This window comes from Pseudomonas ogarae (assembly GCF_014268695.2).
Classification (GTDB): domain Bacteria; phylum Pseudomonadota; class Gammaproteobacteria; order Pseudomonadales; family Pseudomonadaceae; genus Aquipseudomonas; species Aquipseudomonas kilonensis.
This window is the reverse complement of record NZ_CP077086.1, coordinates 4,832,494-4,852,149: the sequence shown is the minus strand read 5'-3', so window position 1 is coordinate 4,852,149 and position 19,656 is coordinate 4,832,494. Positions and strand designations below refer to the sequence as shown.

19 protein-coding genes are annotated in these 19,656 nt (G+C 60.5%); 17 read left to right on the top strand and 2 right to left on the bottom strand.

Features of this window, described 5'->3' with window-relative positions:
- Window positions 1–32 precede the first annotated feature (32 nt).
- Window positions 33–1,697 carry an electron transfer flavoprotein-ubiquinone oxidoreductase gene (locus tag HU749_RS21195; RefSeq protein WP_186651284.1) on the bottom strand — a complete coding sequence of 555 codons (1,665 nt, stop codon included), beginning with the start codon at window positions 1,695–1,697 and terminating at the stop codon, window positions 33–35.
- A gap of 547 nt (window positions 1,698–2,244) precedes the next feature.
- Between HU749_RS21195 and HU749_RS21190 the strand changes: the two genes are divergently transcribed.
- The 14 genes from HU749_RS21190 (at window position 2,245) to HU749_RS21125 (ending at window position 13,743) form a co-directional block, all read left to right on the top strand.
- Window positions 2,245–2,994, top strand: coding sequence for an electron transfer flavoprotein subunit beta/FixA family protein (locus tag HU749_RS21190; protein WP_014339477.1), 750 nt, complete (start codon window positions 2,245–2,247; stop codon window positions 2,992–2,994).
- Window positions 2,995–2,996: 2 nt separating this feature from the next.
- Complete coding sequence (locus HU749_RS21185) at window positions 2,997–3,926, top strand: electron transfer flavoprotein subunit alpha/FixB family protein (RefSeq protein WP_014339476.1); 930 nt, start codon at window positions 2,997–2,999, stop codon at window positions 3,924–3,926.
- 75 nt (window positions 3,927–4,001) lie between these two features.
- Window positions 4,002–4,826 (top strand): substrate-binding periplasmic protein, encoded by an 825-nt coding sequence (locus HU749_RS21180; RefSeq protein ID WP_079304927.1) that lies wholly within the window; start codon window positions 4,002–4,004, stop codon window positions 4,824–4,826.
- Between the two features lie 9 nt (window positions 4,827–4,835).
- The gene (locus HU749_RS21175) at window positions 4,836–5,195 is read left to right on the top strand and encodes a DUF4398 domain-containing protein (protein WP_079304929.1); all 360 of its coding nucleotides are present in this window, start codon (window positions 4,836–4,838) and stop codon (window positions 5,193–5,195) included.
- Window positions 5,192–6,001, top strand: a complete 810-nt coding sequence (locus HU749_RS21170) for an OmpA family protein (protein ID WP_186651286.1) — start codon at window positions 5,192–5,194, stop codon at window positions 5,999–6,001. Before HU749_RS21175 ends, HU749_RS21170 begins: the two co-directional genes overlap by 4 nt.
- Before the next feature lie 200 nt (window positions 6,002–6,201).
- Entirely contained in the window at window positions 6,202–7,644 is a 1,443-nt protein-coding gene (locus tag HU749_RS21165; RefSeq protein ID WP_018613628.1) for an aminotransferase-like domain-containing protein, read from the top strand.
- 85 nt (window positions 7,645–7,729) lie between these two features.
- Window positions 7,730–8,206, top strand: coding sequence for a translation initiation factor 2 (locus HU749_RS21160; RefSeq protein ID WP_079304931.1), 477 nt, complete (start codon window positions 7,730–7,732; stop codon window positions 8,204–8,206).
- A gap of 147 nt (window positions 8,207–8,353) precedes the next feature.
- Complete coding sequence (locus HU749_RS21155) at window positions 8,354–8,608, top strand: YkgJ family cysteine cluster protein (RefSeq protein ID WP_014339470.1); 255 nt, start codon at window positions 8,354–8,356, stop codon at window positions 8,606–8,608.
- Between the two features lie 54 nt (window positions 8,609–8,662).
- Window positions 8,663–9,271, top strand: coding sequence for an START domain-containing protein (locus HU749_RS21150; protein ID WP_014339469.1), 609 nt, complete (start codon window positions 8,663–8,665; stop codon window positions 9,269–9,271).
- A 142-nt stretch (window positions 9,272–9,413) separates the two neighbouring features.
- The gene (locus HU749_RS21145; protein WP_186651288.1) at window positions 9,414–9,650 is read left to right on the top strand and encodes a hypothetical protein; all 237 of its coding nucleotides are present in this window, start codon (window positions 9,414–9,416) and stop codon (window positions 9,648–9,650) included.
- Window positions 9,651–9,851: 201 nt separating this feature from the next.
- On the top strand, window positions 9,852–10,193 hold the full coding sequence (locus HU749_RS21140) for a ribonuclease E inhibitor RraB (protein ID WP_003179463.1): 342 nt from the start codon (window positions 9,852–9,854) through the stop codon (window positions 10,191–10,193).
- A 380-nt stretch (window positions 10,194–10,573) separates the two neighbouring features.
- A complete protein-coding gene (locus HU749_RS21135; RefSeq protein ID WP_186651290.1) occupies window positions 10,574–11,983 on the top strand; it encodes a circularly permuted type 2 ATP-grasp protein in 1,410 nt (469 codons plus the stop codon).
- Between the two features lie 9 nt (window positions 11,984–11,992).
- Window positions 11,993–12,943: an alpha-E domain-containing protein gene (locus HU749_RS21130; protein WP_046063710.1), complete on the top strand. Its 951-nt coding sequence runs from the start codon at window positions 11,993–11,995 to the stop codon at window positions 12,941–12,943.
- The gene (locus tag HU749_RS21125) at window positions 12,940–13,743 is read left to right on the top strand and encodes a transglutaminase family protein (protein WP_046063711.1); all 804 of its coding nucleotides are present in this window, start codon (window positions 12,940–12,942) and stop codon (window positions 13,741–13,743) included. Before HU749_RS21130 ends, HU749_RS21125 begins: the two co-directional genes overlap by 4 nt.
- 118 nt (window positions 13,744–13,861) lie before the next feature.
- Here HU749_RS21125 and HU749_RS21120 read toward each other — a convergent pair whose 3' ends face one another.
- Window positions 13,862–14,674: a c-type cytochrome gene (locus HU749_RS21120; RefSeq protein ID WP_186651292.1), complete on the bottom strand. Its 813-nt coding sequence runs from the start codon at window positions 14,672–14,674 to the stop codon at window positions 13,862–13,864.
- 607 nt (window positions 14,675–15,281) lie between these two features.
- On the opposite strand from HU749_RS21120, the gene HU749_RS21115 reads away from it, so the two are divergent.
- The 3 genes from HU749_RS21115 (at window position 15,282) to HU749_RS21105 (ending at window position 19,482) form a co-directional block, all read left to right on the top strand.
- A complete protein-coding gene (locus HU749_RS21115; RefSeq protein WP_186651294.1) occupies window positions 15,282–16,487 on the top strand; it encodes an acetyl-CoA C-acetyltransferase in 1,206 nt (401 codons plus the stop codon).
- Window positions 16,488–16,513: 26 nt separating this feature from the next.
- The gene (locus tag HU749_RS21110; RefSeq protein ID WP_186651295.1) at window positions 16,514–18,658 is read left to right on the top strand and encodes a 3-hydroxyacyl-CoA dehydrogenase NAD-binding domain-containing protein; all 2,145 of its coding nucleotides are present in this window, start codon (window positions 16,514–16,516) and stop codon (window positions 18,656–18,658) included.
- Window positions 18,659–18,747: 89 nt separating this feature from the next.
- The gene (locus HU749_RS21105; RefSeq protein WP_046063714.1) at window positions 18,748–19,482 is read left to right on the top strand and encodes an amidotransferase; all 735 of its coding nucleotides are present in this window, start codon (window positions 18,748–18,750) and stop codon (window positions 19,480–19,482) included.
- The last annotated feature ends 174 nt before the right edge of the window (window positions 19,483–19,656 follow it).

The following is a 19,656-nucleotide window of genomic DNA, read 5'->3' as shown; positions in this document are numbered from 1 at the left end:
ATTACGGGAGCCTTGATGTTCAGCGCAACGGCTTACATGTTCGGGTAAGTCGGTCCGCCAGCGCCTTCCGGCGATACCCAGGTGATGTTCTGCGCAGGGTCCTTGATGTCACAGGTCTTGCAGTGCACGCAGTTCTGGGCGTTGATCTGGAAGCGCTTCTCACCGTCTTCCTTGGTCACCACTTCGTACACGCCGGCTGGGCAGTAGCGCTGTGCCGGTTCGTCGTACAACGGCAGGTTCTTGCTGATCGGAATACTCGGGTCGGTCAGCTTCAGGTGGCAGGGCTGTTCTTCTTCGTGGTTGGTACCGGAGATGAACACCGAGCTGAGTTTGTCGAAGCTGATTTTGCCGTCCGGTTTCGGGTAGTCGATTTTCTTGCAATCGGCCGCCAGCTTGAGGCAGGCGTAGTCGGGCTTGGTGTCGTGTAGGGTGAGCGGTATTTTGCCGCCGAAGATGTTCTGGTCGATCCAGTTGAAGCCGCCGCCGATGATGGCGCCGTATTTGTGGATCGCCGGGCCGAAGTTGCGGCTGGCGAACAGTTCTTCATAGAGCCAGCTGGCTTTGAAGCGGTCGACGTAGCTGGTCAGTTCATCACCGCCTTCGCCGCCGGACAGCAACGCTTCAGCCACCGATTCGGCGGCGAGCATGCCGGATTTCATCGCGGTGTGGCTGCCCTTGATCTTGGCCACGTTCATGGTGCCCAAATCGCAGCCGATCAATGCGCCACCCTTGAAGACCATTTTCGGCAGCGAATTGATACCACCCTTGGCCAATGCTCGGGCGCCATAGCTGACACGCTTGCCGCCTTCCAGGTACTGCTTGAGCACCGGGTGATGCTTGAGGCGCTGGAACTCGTCGAACGGCGACAGGAAAGTGTTGCTGTAGGACAGGTCGACGATCAGGCCGACTACCACCTGGTTGTTTTCCAGGTGATAGAGGAAGGAGCCCCCGGTGTTCTCGGTGCCCATGATGTCCAGCGGCCAGCCAGCGGTGTGCACCACCAGGCCAGGTTGATGCTTGGCCGGGTCGATTTCCCAGATTTCCTTCAGGCCGATGCCGTAGTGCTGGGCGTCGGCCTCGCTGTCCAGGTTAAAGCGCTTGATCAGTTGCTTGCCGATGTGGCCACGGCAGCCTTCGGCGAACAGCGTGTATTTGCCACGCAGTTCCATGCCAGGGGTGTAGAGGCCTTCCTTCGGATTGCCTTCGCGGTCGACACCCAGGTCGCCGGTGATGATCCCGCGCACCACGCCGTTCTCGTCGAACAGCGCTTCCTGGGCGGCGAAACCCGGGTAGATTTCCACGCCCAGGTTCTCGGCCTGCTGGGCCAGCCAGCGGCACAGGTTGCCCAGGGAAATAATATAGTTGCCTTCGTTGTGCATGGTCTTGGGCACAAAGAAGTCAGGGATTTTGCTCGCGGCCTCGGCGCTTCTCAGGACATAAATGTCATCGCGCACGACGGGCGTGTTCAACGGGGCGCCGAGTTCTTTCCAGTCCGGGAACAATTCGTTCAGGGCGCGGGGTTCGAACACCGCACCGGAGAGGATGTGCGCACCGACCTCGGAGCCTTTTTCGACCACGCAGACGCTGATTTCCTTACCGGCTTCGGCGGCCTTCTGTTTCAGTCGGCAAGCGGCAGACAGGCCAGCGGGGCCGGCACCGACGATGACCACGTCGAATTCCATGTATTCGCGTTCCACAGGGCTATCTCCTACTCAAGGCTCACAGTTTTTTCTAATTGGAGGTTTGGCGTTGCATCCGTTGTTTCCTTCGCGAAAAGCGACGAAAGCGACAATGGATGAAACGCGTGTCTCTCTATAAGCGGCGCATTATATCTACACCACTCTCAGGGTCCAATACAAACGTTTGTTTGAAATTGCCGCAGCCCAGATAAATCACTGACGTACGGCTTATGACTGACCATTTTGCCGTATTGACCGGAATAGGCGTTCCGGTCAAGATACGGGCGGTTTTGCGCTCGCCGTAGGCTGACTGTTGGTTTCAAGAGCACCTCTAAAGACAGGGCGAAGGCAGCACAAAGTGACGTATTGCGTGGTTGCGACGCGCAGTTTACACGCCGCGATAATGAATGACTCATCGGTCATCACTGACGAATGGTCTTCACTCCCGTGAGCAGGGTCATGTGTGGTTCATGCCGGCGTTTTTAGAGGTGCCCTTGCGCCCATGAGCATCAACCGCCAGGTTCGCCTAGGCGACTTTTTTTCACCGGAGAGTAACGAGGAATCCATGAAGGTTCTTGTAGCTGTCAAACGAGTGGTCGACTATAACGTCAAGGTTCGCGTCAAGGCGGACAACTCCGGCGTCGACCTCGCCAACGTCAAGATGTCGATGAACCCTTTCTGCGAAATCGCCGTAGAAGAAGCCGTACGCCTGAAAGAAAAGGGCGTGGCGACTGAGATCGTCGTCGTCTCCATCGGCCCGACCACCGCCCAGGAACAACTGCGCACCGCGCTGGCACTGGGTGCCGATCGCGCCATCCTCGTCGAATCCGCCGAAGACCTGACCTCGCTGGCCGTGGCCAAGCTGCTCAAGGCCGTTGTCGACAAGGAACAGCCATCGCTGGTGATCCTCGGCAAACAAGCCATCGACAGCGACAACAACCAGACCGGCCAGATGCTCGCTGCTTTGAGCGGCTACGGTCAGGGCACCTTCGCGTCCAAAGTCGAAGTGTCCGGTGACAGCGTTGCCGTGACCCGCGAGATCGACGGCGGCGCGCAGACGGTTTCCCTGAAACTGCCGGCCATCGTCACCACCGACCTGCGTTTGAACGAGCCGCGCTATGCGTCGCTGCCAAACATCATGAAAGCCAAGAAGAAGCCGCTTGAAGTGCTGACGCCTGACGCTTTGGGCGTTTCCACCGCCTCCACCAACAAGACCCTCAAGGTCGAAGCGCCGGCTGCACGCAGCGCGGGCATCAAGGTCAAGTCGGTGGCTGAACTGGTCGAGAAACTGAAAAACGAAGCGAAGGTGATCTGATCATGACTATCCTCGTAATCGCCGAACACGATAACAAGGCGCTGGCTCCGGCCACGCTGAACACCGTTGCTGCCGCTGCCAAAATCGGTGGCGATGTCCACGTCCTGGTGGCCGGGCAGGGCGCTGGCGCCGTGGCCGAAGCCGCTGCGAAAATCGCTGGCGTGGCAAAAGTACTGTCGGCCGACAACGCCGCCTACGCGCATCAGTTGCCGGAAAACGTTGCTCCGCTCGTCGCCGAGCTGGGCAAGGGCTACAGCCACATCCTGGCTGCCGCCACTTCCAACGGCAAAAACATCCTGCCGCGCGTGGCCGCTGCACTGGACGTCGACCAGATCTCCGAAATCATCTCGGTAGAAAGCGCCGACACCTTCAAGCGTCCGATCTACGCCGGCAACGCCATTGCCACCGTGCAATCGAACGCTGCGGTCAAGGTCATCACCGTTCGCGCCACCGGTTTCGACCCGGTTGCCGCCGAAGGTGGCTCGGCTGCCGTTGAAGCGGTAGGCGCTGCCCACGACGCCGGCATTTCCAGCTTCGTCGGCGAAGAACTGGCCAAGTCCGATCGTCCGGAACTGACCGCTGCCAAGATCGTCGTTTCCGGCGGGCGTGGCATGCAGAACGGCGACAACTTCAAGCACCTGTACGCCCTGGCCGACAAGCTCGGCGCTGCCGTCGGTGCTTCCCGCGCCGCGGTCGACGCCGGTTTCGTGCCCAACGACATGCAGGTCGGCCAGACCGGCAAGATCGTTGCGCCACAGCTGTACATCGCCGTCGGTATCTCCGGCGCGATCCAGCACTTGGCCGGCATGAAAGACTCCAAGGTGATCGTTGCGATCAACAAGGACGAAGAAGCGCCGATCTTCCAGGTGGCCGACTATGGCCTGGTTGCGGACTTGTTCGAAGCCATCCCTGAGCTGGAGAAGCTGGTCTAATCCGGCGTCTTCACTTATAAAGAGCCCGGCCCTTTGGCCGGGCTTTTTATTTCCGCATCAGAGGAGCGTATTGCCATGGATCTGCGCCGTTTGGCTGGCTGGTCGTTGCTGTGGACGTTGGCGCTTGTGCCAGGCCTGTCTGTCGCCGCCGGCAAATGTGAACGACTGATCGCCACCGGCAGCCCGGATGCGCCGCCCTATCTCTGGCAAGACCCTCAGGACCCCAAGCACTTGATTGGCGCCGGTGCCGACCTGCTGGCGCAGGTCGCGCAAGAATTGGGAATCAAGATCGAACTGCTGTATGCCGGTAAGCGCGCCCAGGCGTTGGACGAAGTGCGCAGTGGCCGCATGGACTTGCTCACCGACGCTCCGCTGACCGTCACCGGGCTGGAAGTGCTGGACTACGTTCATCCGCCCTTGCTCGAAAACGATTACCTGGTCTGGACCCGCAACGACTCGACGCTTGTCATCAATCAGCCCGGGGACCTTCACGGTCATCCCGGGGCCTTGTCGGAAAAGGCCTCAATGACCCAGGGATTCGGCGTCTTTGCCGAGCAGCAATTGTCCCTGGTGCGCACGCCCAACCTGACCCAGGCCTTTCAGAAATTGCTGCTGGGCGAGGTGGAATATGTCCTGGCGGGGCGCTACTCGGGCCTGGCAATGGCGCAGACACTGGGAATGGCCAACGACCTGCAAGCCGCACCGCAACCGGTGGACAAACCGGGGTTGTTTCTCGCGATCTCCCATAACTCCGCCTGCAATGACCCATGGTTACGCGGACAGCTGGCGCAAAAGATGACAGAATTGGCCGCGTCCGGTCTGACGGAGGCTGTGTTGCAGCGCAATCTCGAGCGCTGGAGAACACAGTTGCAGCCACCTGTCAGTGCCCCAAAACAGTAGGGAACATTAGTGACTATTCGACCTCTTTTCGCTGCCCTGGCCGTTCTGGCTCTGGCGGGCTGCGCAGCCGATCCGGCGCCGAATGAACAGATCCGCCTGACCGAACAGGCACTGAAGCAAGCCCGGGCCGTTGGCGCCACTGCCGACGAAGTGCCCGAATTGAAACTGGCTGAAGAAAAGTTTGCCCGCGCCAAATCCAACATGGCCGACGAATCCTACAAGAAGGCGCGCATGCGGGCCGAACAGGCCGAACTCGACGCCCGCCTGGCCGAAGCGAAGGTGCTGACCCTCAAGAGCCAGGAGCAACTGAACGTGCTCGACACCCGCATCAAGCGCTTGCGCAAACAGTTGCGGGAGGATGCCCAATGAAGCACTCCCACGTATTGGGCGGTCTGGTCCTCGCTGGCCTGGCCAGCTTGTATGGCTGCGCCGGCCAGCGCAGCGAAGCGGCGCTCGAGCAGGCCAGCACCGATTTTCAGAAGGTCAAGGAGGACGCCAACGTCCTGCGTGCCGCACCCCGGGACGTGATCCGCGCGGGTGAGTCCCTGGCCCGTGCCGATCGGTTATCCAGCTACTGGGGCAGCGGCGAAGATGTGCAGCATTACGCCTACCTGAGCCAGCGCTACAGTGCCATCGCCCGGGAGCACAGCAACCAGGTGCTCAACGAAGAGCGCGCGACGAAGCTCGAACTGGAGCGCCAGCGCCTGCAATTGGCCCTGCGTGAATCCAAGTTGTTGAGTGTGCAGCAGCAGGGCAAATGGCTCGAAGAACAGATCATGGCCATGGCGACCACACAAACCGATCGCGGCTTGGTGATGACTCTCGGTGACGTGCTGTTCGACACCGGCGAAGCGGAACTGAAGAACTCGGCCAACCGGGTCGTGCTCAAGATCGTGCAGTTCCTGCAGCTCAACCCCAAGCGCGTGGTGCGTATCGAGGGATACACCGACAGCACCGGCGGCAAGCAGGAAAACCTCAAGCTGTCTCGTGACCGCGCGCAAGCGGTAGCGGATGTGCTGGTGGACCTGGGGATCGACGAAAAGCGTATCCAGGTCGAAGGCTACGGTGATGGATACCCGGTGGACGTCAACGCTTCCGAGCGTGGCCGGGCACAGAACCGTCGCGTTGAAATTGTGTTCTCCGACGAAAAAGGCCAGCTCGGCGCCGCCCGCTGAGGGCTGCGTCACTGGAAAACCCGGCCCCTGTAAAGGCGCCGGGTTTTTTTTGGCCCTGCAATCGATGCATGATGAGTACAGTTAGAGCTGTCACTCCACTGTACTGTCGAGTAATCTGGCAACTGTCCCAGTACACTTCTAAACTGTTCCGGTATCGTTTCCGACAAGAATAAAATGCCCGTGAAATCGAGTGCTGCGTCATGACCAACCTTCTGCTCTATCAACGTATTGCTCAACAGCTGGCTGAAGACATCCGGCGCGGTGTGTATCAGCCTGGTGAACGCGTGCCGTCGGTGCGCAAGATGAGCTCGCAGCTCAACGTGAGCCATGCCACGGTACTGCAGGCCTACGCCAACCTTGAAGACCAGGGGCTGATTCGCGCGCGGCCGCAGTCTGGCTACTACGTGCACCAGACGCCCGCCCTGACGGCGCCGACGCCGGACATTGCCCGGGTAGAGCGTCCGGGGCTGGTGACGCGCAGCAGCATCATCCAGCAAGTATTGGTCGAGTCGCGCCGCGAAGGGGTATTTCCCCTGGGCGCGGCGGTGCCGAGCGTCGACTATCTGCCGGTTCGGGCCTTGCATCAGCAATTGGCCAAGGTCACGCGTTTCCACAGCCCGCGGGCGTTCAGTTACATGTTCAGCCCAGGCTTCGAGCCGTTGCGTCGCCAGGTGGCGATTCGCATGCGCGATGCCGGCGTCGTGGTGGACCCTTCCGAGGTGGTGATCACCCACGGCTGCGTCGATGCGCTGCAGATGTCCTTGCGGGTGCTGACGCGGCCGGGGGACTTGATCGCCGCCGAGTCGCCGACCTATTACGGCTTGCTGCAACTGGCGGATCTGTTGGGCCTCAAGGTCATCGAAATCCCCAGCGACCCGGTCACCGGCATGAGCCTGGAGGCCTTGCAGTTGGCGGCCAACCAATGGTCGATCAAGGCGTTGGTGCTGACCACGCGCCTGAGCAATCCTTTGGGCGGCACCATGCCTGAAGAGCGGCAAAAGCAACTGCTGCGCTTGGCGTCGGACTTCGACATCCAGATCGTCGAGGACGATATCTATGGCGAGTTGATGTTCGAACAGGGGCGCACCAAGGCCCTCAAGGCCTACGACCGGCTGGACCGGGTCATCTACTGTTCGAGTTTTTCCAAGACGTTGTCGCCGGGCGTGCGCATCGGCTGGATGATCGCGGGTAAATTCCAGCAGGAAATCCAGCGGCTCCAGACCTTCAGCACTCACTCCGCGTGCAGTGTCACGCAGATGGGCATCGCCGCGTACCTGGAAAACGGCGGCTATGACCGGCACTTGCGCTATATCCGCCAGGAGTACCGCAAGAACCTCAGCGCCTTTCAACTGGCGGTGCAGCAGTACTTCCCCGAAGGCACGCAGATGAGCCGTCCCACTGGAGGCTTCATCCTGTGGGTCAGCCTGCCGGGGCGGGTCAATACCCAGGAGTTGCATGTGCGGGCGTTGCAACAAGGCATCAGCATCGCGCCAGGGCTGATTTTCAGTAACACCGAGCAGTTCAACCACTGCATTCGCTTGAACTGTGGCACTCCCTGGAACCGTGAGGCAGAACGGGCCTTGATGACACTGGGGATGCTGGCCACTCAATTGTGCCAAGAGACGGCCAACGGATTTCTTTAGGCGTCAGTGGCTTAGCTCGATGTGCTTGTCAGCGCCTCATTATCAGGCGAGCATGGGGGTCCCTGTCGTCAGTACCGTTGTGTCTATGAAAGCCATTTTTCCTGCTGCCTGGGTTTTGATCGGCCTGTTGAGCGCCTTCCACATGGGAGGCGTCGTCGCGGCAACTCCAGCGCAGGAAAAACCGGCCGCCAGTGCCACGAAAGATACGCCGAAAAAAACGGCAGTGACCAAGAAGCCTTCCACTAAAAAGGCAGCTCCCGCGAAGAAAAAGCGCGCGCCCATCGCTTCCAAGAGCAAATCCGCCCGCGAGGTCGCCAAGACCCCATTGCCGCCGGCCAAGCTCGATCTGAGCCTGCCTCGTGACATGGTCGAGGAACTGCAACCACCGGGTAAGGTGGTGCAGTCCAAGCGTGAGCAGCTCTTGCCGTCGATGTTCGGCGAGAAACCCGGGCCGTTTCAGCTCAATGGCCGTTTGTTGAGCAATGAAATGCAGCTGCCACTGCGCAACCAGGAGCGCAATGAGGTGGAAGGTGCGGCGCTGGACTTCGAATTCAAGCAATGAGCCTTCGACAGGCCTGCAGTTCGTCGCTGACCATTCGGTCATCCCGCCATGGGCAAAAAAACACGCAGACGGTAATTTAAAACGAGTGTTTTAGCCGGTACTCTGTGTTCTGTTACTAACCATTACTGTCGTGAGGATGTCGCCGTCATGAAATGCCGTGAAGGCTGTGGCGCCTGTTGCATCGCCCCTTCCATCAGCTCATCGATCCCTGGCATGCCCCAAGGCAAACCGGCGGGAGAACGTTGCGCGCAATTGTCAGTCGATAACCTGTGCCGGATCTTCGGCCAGCCGGAACGTCCGGCAGTGTGCTCGGCGTTCGACGCCGACATCGAGGTGTGCGGCAGCAGCAGTGAAGAGGCCATCCGACTGATCGGTTGGTGGGAGCAAGTCACGGCAGCGTAATGAGTCAATGAACGGATCCTAACTGAACGAACTTGGACAATAAGGAAAAGAACTATGGGTTCGCTGCATCGTATGGCTGTGTTGTGTGGGTTGACTGTATTGCTGGCAACGGCCACCGCTCAGGCAGAGGATTGGCAGGTTGCCAAGGAGAAGGACGGTATCAAGGTTTCCCTCAGTGAAGTGGCGGGCTCCAAGTACAAGGCCTATCGCGGCGTGACGGTGATGAAAACCACCATGGCCAAGCTGCGGGCCCTGCAGGAAGACGTTCCCGGCGCTTGCGCCTGGATTCATGAATGCAAGAGCCAGAAACTGCTCAAGCACGAAGGCAATCAAAGTTGGACCTACACCCAGTTCAACACGCCATGGCCGGTGACGGCCCGAGACTCGGTGCTGCAAGTCACCACCGAGGAGGGCGCCGATGGCAGCCTGACCCGCAAGCTCAAGGGCGTGCCGAAATACCTGCCTGAAGAGCAAGGTTTCGTGCGAGTGACCCAGGTTGAAGGCTTCTGGACGTTCACGCCAAAGGGCGCTGACCAGATCGAAGTGACCTACCAGGTCCACACCGAGCCAGGGGGTGACGTACCGTCCTGGCTGGCGAACAAGTTTGTGGTGGATGCGCCGTTCAACACCTTGAAAGCCCTGAAGGAACGCGCCGAAAACTGATCGGCCACGGCTGTACACCAGGAGACCGCCCCAGAGGCGGTCTTTTCATGTGTGCCGTCCAGGCCGCCCAGTGGAACGATTGTCCGGCCCCCAATGTCGAGATAAAGGTAAGCCAGGCCCTGAATTGATCAAGGAGACACCGATGCAAAAGTGGGAAATCACTTTCATTGACGATCACGGTGAAACCACCGTCGAGCAGTTCGACCATGACCAGAAGCCCACCATGGAGCAGGCCGCCCAATTGATTCGCGAAAGATTGCTTCCAGTGCTCAAGCGACTGGACCTCAACGACTTGGAAAACCGCACCGAAGACCCGACAGTCAAGAATCTCAAGTCGCAAAACAGCATCGAAATTCTCAGCATTACACCGATTTCATGAAACGGTGCCTGGTCTCGCTTGGCAGTGGCCACCACTTACGGCTACTCTGCAATTGAGATCAGCGAAAGGATCGCCAAGGTCCGGTCTTGTCAGCTACATGCTTGTGTCCCGACGGCCATTTGATGCCGTACCGCTTGCAGCCTGAGGGCTTCACGCACGGGAAGACGGAAAGTCTATCCATTGGTTTCAGGAGGACGTTTCATGAGCACAGCCTATCAAGAAGACATCAGCACCAGCGTATTGCGCCGCATGAAAGAAGGCGGTTTCGATTTTTCCCGATTCCATCCCATTGAGTTCTACGCCATTTTCCCGGACGAGGAGCGGGCGCGCAGGGCGGCAGGTCATTTTCGGGGAGAGTCGCTGAACGCGCAGATCAGTGCACGGGACGACGGGGCTTGGTCATTGGAACTGAGCCGGGTGATGTACGCCACTTACGATGACATAGGAGACTTCGAGCAAGACTTTGAGGCAGTCGTCGAACCCTTGGGTGGTGTGATCGAGGGCTGGGGCGTCAAGCAAGAGATCCGGCGCCTGCAGGCCTGACAGTTACTCACCGCAACCACAGCAACGGCTGACCTTTGTGTCGGCCGTTTTCATGTCTGTGAACTACCCGAGCATTGAACATTACTGTGGGATTTGTGGCGGACGCCGAATAGGTGAGCATGTCCCCCGCCAACACCACAACCGCCAGGTTTTGTACCTAACTGTATCCAGATCAAGCCGCGTCGTTTTTCCATGGCTATGCTCAGGAGAGCGACGCCCCTGCGTCGCAATGGAGCGGGGGGCAGCGGGGTGGGGGTATTTGCTGCACTAGAAAAGTGCACGGCCTGTCAGAGGAGAATCCAACCCGTTGATCATAAAGCGTTTATGCCGATGGCACGGGGCTTGCGAAGCCTTGCTGCCAGGGTGACAAGGAGTACGGCATGATCCGCAGCGGTTTTGATGAAATGTACGATGCCAACGGCCAGGTCCGTCCGCATTACCAGGCGTTTGCCCGCTGGCTGGCTGAAACGCCTGACGAGCTGCTGGCGCAACGCAGGCGCGAAGCCGACCTGTTGTTTCATCGTGCTGGCATTACGTTCACGCTCTACGGCGACGAGCAGGGGACCGAGCGCCTGATCCCTTTCGACACGATCCCGCGCAGCATCCCGGCCAGTGAATGGCGGGTGGTCGAACGTGGCTGCATCCAGCGGGTCAAGGCGCTGAACATGTTCCTGGCCGACCTCTACCACGAGCAACGGATCATCCGCGCCGGCATCATTCCCGCCGAGCAGGTGCTGGCCAACGAGCAATACCAACTAGCGATGCAGGGGCTGGACCTGCACCGTGACATTTACGCGCACATTTGTGGTGTCGATCTGGTGCGCGACGGTGACGGCACGTACTACGTGCTCGAAGACAATCTTCGTACGCCCAGCGGCGTCAGCTACATGCTCGAAGACCGCAAGATGATGATGCGCCTGTTCCCTGAACTGTTCGCCGCCCAGCGCATCGCCCCCATCGACCATTATCCGAACCTGCTGCTCGACACCCTGAAAAGCTCCAGCCCGCTGGACGATCCCAGTGTCGTGGTGCTCACGCCGGGGCGTTTCAACAGCGCGTTCTTCGAGCACGCGTTCCTGGCCCGGGAGATGGGTGTGGAGTTGGTGGAAGGCGCCGACCTGTTCGTACGCGATGACAAAGTGTTCATGCGCACCACCGACGGCCCGAAATCGGTGGATGTGATCTACCGTCGCCTCGACGACGCGTTCCTCGATCCACTGGCCTTCAACCCGGATTCGATGCTCGGCGTACCAGGCCTGTTGTCGTCCTACCGGTCCGGCAACGTGGTGCTGGCCAATGCCATCGGCACGGGCGTGGCGGACGACAAATCGGTGTACCCGTTCGTCACCGACATGATCCGTTTTTACCTGGACGAAGAGCCGATCCTGAAGAACGTTCCTACATGGCAATGCCGTAATCCCGCTGAGCTTTCCCACGTGCTGGCGAATCTTCCCGATCTGGTGGTCAAGGAAACCCAGGGCTCCGGCGGTTATGGAATGCTGGTGGGGCCGGCCGCGACGACAGCGCAGATCGATGCCTTTCGCGAGCGGATCAAGGCCAAGCCGCACGCCTACATCGCCCAGCCGACGCTGTCGCTCTCGACCTGCCCGACCTTTGTCGAAAACGGCATCGCCCCGCGCCACATCGATTTGCGGCCGTTTGTGCTGTCGGGGCGCGAGACCCGCGTGGTGCCTGGCGGGCTGACACGGGTGGCGCTGCGCGAAGGCTCCCTGGTGGTGAATTCATCCCAGGGCGGTGGGACCAAGGACACTTGGGTGGTCGAGGATTGAGGAGCTGCCATGCTGAGTAGAACCGCCTCGGACCTGTACTGGATGTCGCGCTACCTGGAGCGTGCGGAAAACCTCGCACGGATGCTCGATGTCAGCTATTCGCTGTCGCTGATGCCCCAGGACGGGCGTGGCGATGGCCTGCACGAGTTGGCCATGCCATTGCTGATCACCGGCACGCTGGATGATTACCGGGAGCGACACGGCGAGCTGCACGCCGAGCGCCTGCTGCATTTCTTTGCCCTGGAAGCGGCCAACCCGGCCAGCATCTACAGTTGTCTCGGCGCCGCGCGAGCCAGTGCCCATGCGGTACGTGGGCGTATCACCGCCGACATGTGGGAAAACATCAACGCCACCTGGCTGGAAATTCGTGGGATCGCCGAGCAAGGCTTGAATCGCTACGGCATGAGCCGTTTCTGCGAGTGGATCAAGGAGCGATCCCACCTGTTTCGTGGTGCAACCTACGGCACCATCATGCGCAACGATGCGTTCCGCTTCATTCGCCTGGGGACCTTCATCGAAAGGGCCGACAACACCCTGCGCTTGCTCGACGCCCGCTACGAAATGGCCGGCGACCAGGCCGAAACGGTCAGCGATGGCACGGCCCACGCGTATTACCAATGGAGCGCCTTGTTGCGGGCCTTGTCGTCCTTCGAAGCCTATACCGAGATCTACCGTGACGCCCCGGGCGCTCGCCATGTGGCTGAGTTGCTGCTGTTGCGCGCCGACGTACCGCGTTCGCTGCGCGCCTGTACCGAAGAAATCAACCAGATCCTCGCGAGCCTGCCAGGCACCAACGGCCGGCAGGCACAACGGCTGGCGGCGGAAATGGACGCACGCCTGCGCTACACCGGCATCAACGAAATCCTCGACGGGGGCCTGCATGCCTGGCTCACCGAATTCATCCCACTGGTCCGTGAACTGGGCAATGCCATTCACAGTTCCTACCTGGAGGTCATATGAGACTCTCGATCAGCCACGAAACGGCCTACCACTATGAAGATCAGGTGCGCGCCAGCATCCAGTACCTGCGCCTGACGCCCCACGACAGCGAACGTCAGCATGTGCTGAGCTGGCAACTGGATCTGCCCCGGCCGGTGCGGGCGCAGTTGGACCCGTTCGGCAACATCCTTCACGTACTGACCCTGGACGAACCCCACGAAACGGTCATCATCGGCGCCCGCGGACAGGTGGACATCGATCCGTCGCGTGAAGCCGAGCACGAGAGTCAGTCAGCGCTGCCGTTCCTGCGCTTCACCCGGCTGACCGAGGCGGACGAGGCCCTTCGAGCCTTCGCTGCGCAGCAGTGCCAGCAGCGTCGCGATCGCACGGCGCTGATCGACCTGATGCATGGGCTGAACCAGCACATGATCTACACCCCTGGCACCACTGAAGTGGAGACCAGTGCGGCCCAGGCTTTTGCCGGTCGTAGCGGGGTGTGCCAGGATCACACCCACGCCTTCCTGGCCTGCGCCCGTAGCCTGGGGGTGCCGGCGCGGTATGTGTCGGGGTATCTGTTCAGCGAAGAGAGCGAACACCTGGCAAGCCATGCCTGGGCAGAAGCCTGGCTTGACGACGCCTGGTACAGTTTCGACGTGACCAACCAATTGGCCCGTCCGGAGCGCCACCTGAAGCTGGCCGTAGGCCTGGATTACCTGGACGCCTGCCCGGTGCGTGGCATGCGGCGTGGCGGCGGTTGTGAGCAGATGCATGCCAAGCTGGTCGTGCCACCGGCGCCGGTGATCACGGTGCAACAACAATAGCTCTCCAACGAGGGAGCTTTTGTGGCGAGGGCGCTTGCTCCCGCTCGAGTGCGAAGCGTTCGCAAGCTTTTTAAGGGGCTGCTGCGCAGCAAGCTCCCTTGCCACAAAAAAACCAATCTCACGGGGCCAATGGCTGCTTGCGTCCCGCCATATGCTTCAAATAACCCACCAGCAAATCCAGCTCCGAATCCGGCAGCACCGCAGCCGAGAATCCGGGCATCTTGCCCTGGGGCCAGCGACGCAGCGCTTGCGGGTCGCGAATGTAGCGCTTGAGGAAGTCCCCGGAGAAGTATTCGGTCGGGTTGAAAGGGATGTTCAGGTCAGGGCCGAACTGTGCATCGCCTGCGCCATTGAGCCGATGGCACGCCAGGCAATTTTTCTGGAACAGTTCGAAACCTATATTGATCGGGTCGTCCTTGGCCAGGTTGGGCGCCGGCAGCAGGGCCGGGAAGCGTTCGGCCACGGCCGACAGGCGCTTGATGGTCGCCACCGCGTAGGGCCATTGCTCCGGGCTGATGTGGCCAGCCTGCGGATCGGTCCAGACCAGGTAGAAAGGCCCGGCACTGTGCTTGCCTTCCCCCAGCGGCGGCCAGGGCCTGGCCGGGTCCTCAATCGCCAGCCACGCTCGGGCCCCACTTTTGTTGAGTAACGGCGCCGCAGGCATTTCGGCAGCGAAGCCGTCCAGGGCAACGGCTTGCAGATGGTCGTCCGCTTGGACGCCCGTCAATAGTGCCGTCAGCGGCACGGCTCGATAGCTCATGGGTTTCTTGTAGGAAACGTCATCAGCGATCTGGACCGTTTGAGCGTCCGGGTGCTTGAGCAGTTCTTCGGTTTGCCAGGTGCGCGTGCCCGCGCCCAACTCCAGCACCAGTTGCGCGGCATAAAGGGGCGTGCTGAGCAGCAACGCCCCGAACACAATAAGAGCTTTCAAGTCGATCGCCTTCCATGTCGAGGGGTGCCGCAAAGGTTGGCACAGCCATCGCGGCTCGAACAGAGAACCCGTCACATTTTTTGGCGACACAACTAATGAATGATGCAGATGCCCTCGCGCAGGATTCAGCCAATCACCTTGGTGATATTCGGCAAAATCAACAGCAGCGTCGTGGCAAAGAGAATGAGTCCGGCTTGGCGAACTTTCGAATGTTTGAACATGGCTGACCCGCCTTTATTGTTATTTCCTAAAAGCCAGCCTGCATATCCATGGCGGCTGGCGTTGCACTTCCTGTCCGACAAGCGCCTCGGCAAAACCCGACGACTTTCTTGTACAAGGATTACATTAGGGGCCGCGGCGGCCTTGGCTTAGATCCAATTCATATCAGCTTGGTACAGGCTGCTCTAAAAAAGGTATGAGGCCTATTGCCACCTTCCTGCCGGCCCTTTTGCTAGACAGCTTGTCCTCCTGAATCGGTTAACCCGATAGCTCGCTACCGTTCGTCTGAGCGTGGCCGTCAACGCCATTGAGCGCTGTGGTCATTGAATCCGGCGCCGCTGGGCTTATGGTTGAAGGCATCGCATTACCCCGTGGTTTCGAGGACGTCATGACCCAAGCTTTGATTTTCGACGCATTACGCACGCCCCGTGGCAAGGGCAAGGCCGATGGTGCCTTGCACAGCGTCAAGCCGGTGAACCTGCTGGGTGGTCTGCTCAGCGCCTTGCAGCAGCGCATGGATCTGGACACCAGCCAGGTCGATGACATCGTGCTCGGTTGCGTGACCCCGGTGGGTGAACAGGGGGCCGATATCGCCAAGACCGCTGCGCTGGTGGCCAACTGGGATGTCAGCGTGGCAGGCGTGCAACTCAATCGGTTTTGCGCCTCGGGCCTGGAGGCGGTGAATCTGGCGGCCATGAAAGTGCGTTCCGGCTTCGAAGACCTGGTGGTGGCCGGCGGCGTCGAATCCATGTCCCGGGTGCCCATGGGCAGCGATGGCGGCGCGTGGGCGCTGGACCCGCAATCCAACCTGCACGGCCACTTCGTTCCCCAGGGCATCGGCGCCGACCTGATCGCCACGCTGGAAGGCTTTAGCCGTGAGGATGTCGACAGTTATGCGCTGCATTCCCAGCAGAAAGCGGCGCGTGCCCGGGCTGACGGTTCGTTCAATAAATCCCTGGTCGCCGTGTGGGACCAGAATGGCATCGTGCTGCTGGACCACGACCAATTCATCCGCGCCGACTCCACGCTCGAAGGCCTGGGCAAGCTCAAGCCAAGCTTCGAGGCCATGGGCCAGATGGGCTTCGATGGCACGGCGTTGCGCGTCTACAGCCATGTCGAACGAATCCATCACGTGCACACGCCGGGTAACAGTTCCGGCATCGTCGACGGTGCTGCACTGATGTTGATCGGTTCCGAAGCCAAGGGGCGCGCCATGGGCCTGCAACCCCGGGCGCGCATTGTCGCCACCGCCGTCACCAGCACCGACCCGACCATCATGCTCACCGGCCCGGCGCCGGCTACCCGCAAGGCCCTGGCCAAGGCCGGGTTGCGGGTGGAGGACATCGACCTGTTCGAAGTCAACGAAGCCTTCGCCTCGGTGGTGCTCAAGTTCATCAAGGACATGGCCATCGACCCGGCCAAGGTCAACGTCAACGGCGGCTCCATCGCCATGGGGCACCCCTTGGGCGCTACGGGGTGCGCAATCCTTGGCACGTTGCTCGACGAATTGGAGGTGCGTCGCCTGCGTTATGGCTTGGCGACCCTCTGTGTCGGCGGCGGCATGGGCATTGCCACCGTCATTGAACGCCTCTGAGCCTCGACTTCAAGGAACACTTTTTCATGACCGATGCCATCCGTTACGAAACCGGCCAGGACCGGATCGTCATCCTGACCCTGGACATGCCGGGCCAGAGCGCCAACACCATGAACGCGGTGTACCGTGAGGCCATGGCTGCCTGCGTCGCCCGTTTGCAGGCTGAAAAGGACTCGATTGCCGGTGTGATCATCACCTCGGCCAAGCACACCTTCTTCGCAGGCGGTGACCTCAATGAATTGATCAAGGTCGGCAAGCCCGAGGCCAAGGCTTTCTACGACATGGTCCTGCTGCTCAAGGCCCAACTGCGTGCCTTGGAAACCTTGGGCAAGCCCGTGGTGGCGGCCATCAATGGCGCGGCCCTCGGCGGTGGTTGGGAAGTCTGCCTGGCCTGCCATCATCGCGTGGCCCTGGACCTGCCGTCGGTGCAGCTCGGCTTGCCGGAGGTCACGCTTGGCCTGTTGCCAGGAGGCGGCGGGGTGGTGCGGATGGTGCGCCTGCTCGGTTTGGAAAAGGCCTTGCCGTATCTGCTCGAGGGCAAGAAGGTCAATGCGCAACAAGCGCTGCAGGCCGGTTTGATCGATGAGCTGGCGAAGGATCGTGACGAACTGCTGGCTAAATCCCGGGCCTGGATTCTTGCCAACCCCAGCGTCATCCAACCCTGGGATGCAAAGGGCTATCGACTGCCGGGCGGCACGCCGTCTGACCCGAAAGTTGCGCAAATGCTGGCAATCGCCCCTTCGATCCTGCGCAACAAGACCCAGGGTTGCCTGCCTGCGCCGGAGAAAATCCTCTGCTCAGCGGTGGAGGGCGCCCAGGTAGATTTCGACACCGCGCACCTGATCGAAACCCGCTACTTCACCGAACTGACCACCGGCCAGGTGGCGAAGAACCTGATTGGCACCTTCTGGTTCCAGCTCAACGAGATCAAGGCCGGTGGTTCTCGCCCACAGGGTTTTGCGCCTTATCTGACGAAAAAAGTCGGTGTGCTCGGCGCGGGCATGATGGGAGCGGGTATCGCCTATGTCAGCGCCGTGGCCGGCATCGCCGTGGTACTCAAGGATGTCGATGTGGCGGCGGCCGAGAAGGGCAAGGCCCGTTCGGCGGCGTTGCTGGATAAAAAGGTCGCCCGCGGCCAACTCACCGCCGAGCAGCGCGAAGCCACGCTGGCGCGGATTCACCCCACCGACAGCAACGCAGACCTGGCCGGCTGCGACCTGATCATCGAAGCGGTGTTTGAAGATCGCGCCCTGAAAGCCAGTGTGTCGGCCGCCGCCCAGGCGGTGGTGGGCGATGATGCGGTGATCGCTTCCAACACCTCGACCTTGCCCATCACCGGCCTGGCCATGGCTGTGCCGGACCCGACGAAGTTCATCGGCCTGCACTTCTTCAGCCCGGTGGAAAAAATGCCTCTGGTGGAGATCATCAAGGGCGCGCGCACCAGTGACGCGACCCTGGCCCGGGGGTTCGATTTTGTCCTGCAGATCAACAAGACGCCGATTGTGGTCAACGACAGTCGCGGCTTCTTTACGTCGCGGGTGTTCGGCACCTTTACCAATGAGGGCATTGCCATGCTCGGCGAGGGCGTGAGTGCGCCGATGATCGAGACCGAAGCGCGCAAGGCCGGCATGCCGGTCGGGCCTCTGGCGATCTCTGACGAAGTTTCCCTCAGCCTGATGAGCCATATCCGTGCGCAAACCGCCAAGGACCTGCGCGCAGAAGGGAAAGCGCCGATTGAGCACCCGGCGTTCGCCGTGATTGACTTGCTGCTCAACGAATACAGGCGACCGGGCAAGGCCGCTGGTGCCGGTTTCTATGAATACCCCGCCAATGGGCAAAAGTACCTGTGGCCGTCGCTCAAAAGCCGCTTCGAGAAAGCCGACGGGCAGATTTCCCCGCAGGATATCCGTGATCGCCTGCTGTTCATCCAAGCCCTGGAAACCGTACGCTGCATGGAGGAGGGGGTGCTGACTTCGACGGCTGACGCCAACGTCGGCTCGATCTTCGGTATTGGCTTCGCCGCCTGGACCGGTGGTGCGCTGCAGTTCATCAATCAATACGGCCTGCAGGACTTTGTCGGTCGCGCCCAGTATCTGGCCGAGCAATATGGCGAGCGCTTCTCACCGCCGGCCTTGTTGTTGGAGAAAGCCGCCCGCCACGAACTGTTCTGACAGACCCGGGAAGGGGCTTGCCTTGGGACGGTGTTTCAGGGCAGGCTCTGGGGTGTGCAATATTCCCATCATCGTGTCAGGTATTTTTTATGTCGCTACGCATCTGCATTCTGGAAACCGATATCCTGCGTCCGGAACTGGTCGACCAATATCAGGGTTACGGGCAGATGTTCCAGCGCCTGTTTTCGCAGCAGCCCATCGCGGCCGAATTCATCGTATACAACGTGATGGAGGGGCATTACCCCAGCGATGACGAGCAGTTCGACGCTTATCTGGTGACCGGCAGCAAGGCTGATTCCTTCGGCACCGACCCTTGGATTCAAACCCTCAAGACTTACCTGCTGGAGCGCTATCAGCGCGGCGATAAATTGCTCGGTGTGTGCTTTGGTCACCAGCTGTTGGCGTTGTTGCTGGGCGGCAAGACCGAACGCGCCACCCAAGGCTGGGGCGTCGGCACCCATCGCTACAAACTCGCCGCCAAGGCGCCTTGGATGAGCCCGGTGATGGAAGAACTGACCTTGCTGATCAGCCATCAGGACCAGGTGACCGAACTGCCCGAAAGCGCGACCGTCATCGCCTCTAGCGATTTCTGCCCATTCGCCGCCTACCACATCAACGACCAAGTGCTGTGCTTCCAGGGCCATCCGGAATTCATCCATGATTATTCCCGGGCCTTGCTGGAGATTCGCCAGCAACATCTTGGTGAGCAGATCTACAGCCAGGGCGTGGCGAGCCTGGCCCACGAGCACCACGGCACCACGGTGGCGGAGTGGATGATGCGTTTCGTCGCTCACAAGCCGCAGGCTGAAGCCACCCAAGGCTAAAGATCACCACTCTCTAATGTGGGAGCGAGCTTGCTCGCGATCGCGGTGGATCAGCTTGCAGTGATATTGAATGTGCCTCCGTCATCGCGAGCAAGCTCGCTCCCACACTGGATCTGTGTACGACGCAAATCCCCTGTGGGAGCGAGCTTGCTCCGGGCGGCGTTCCGACGATAA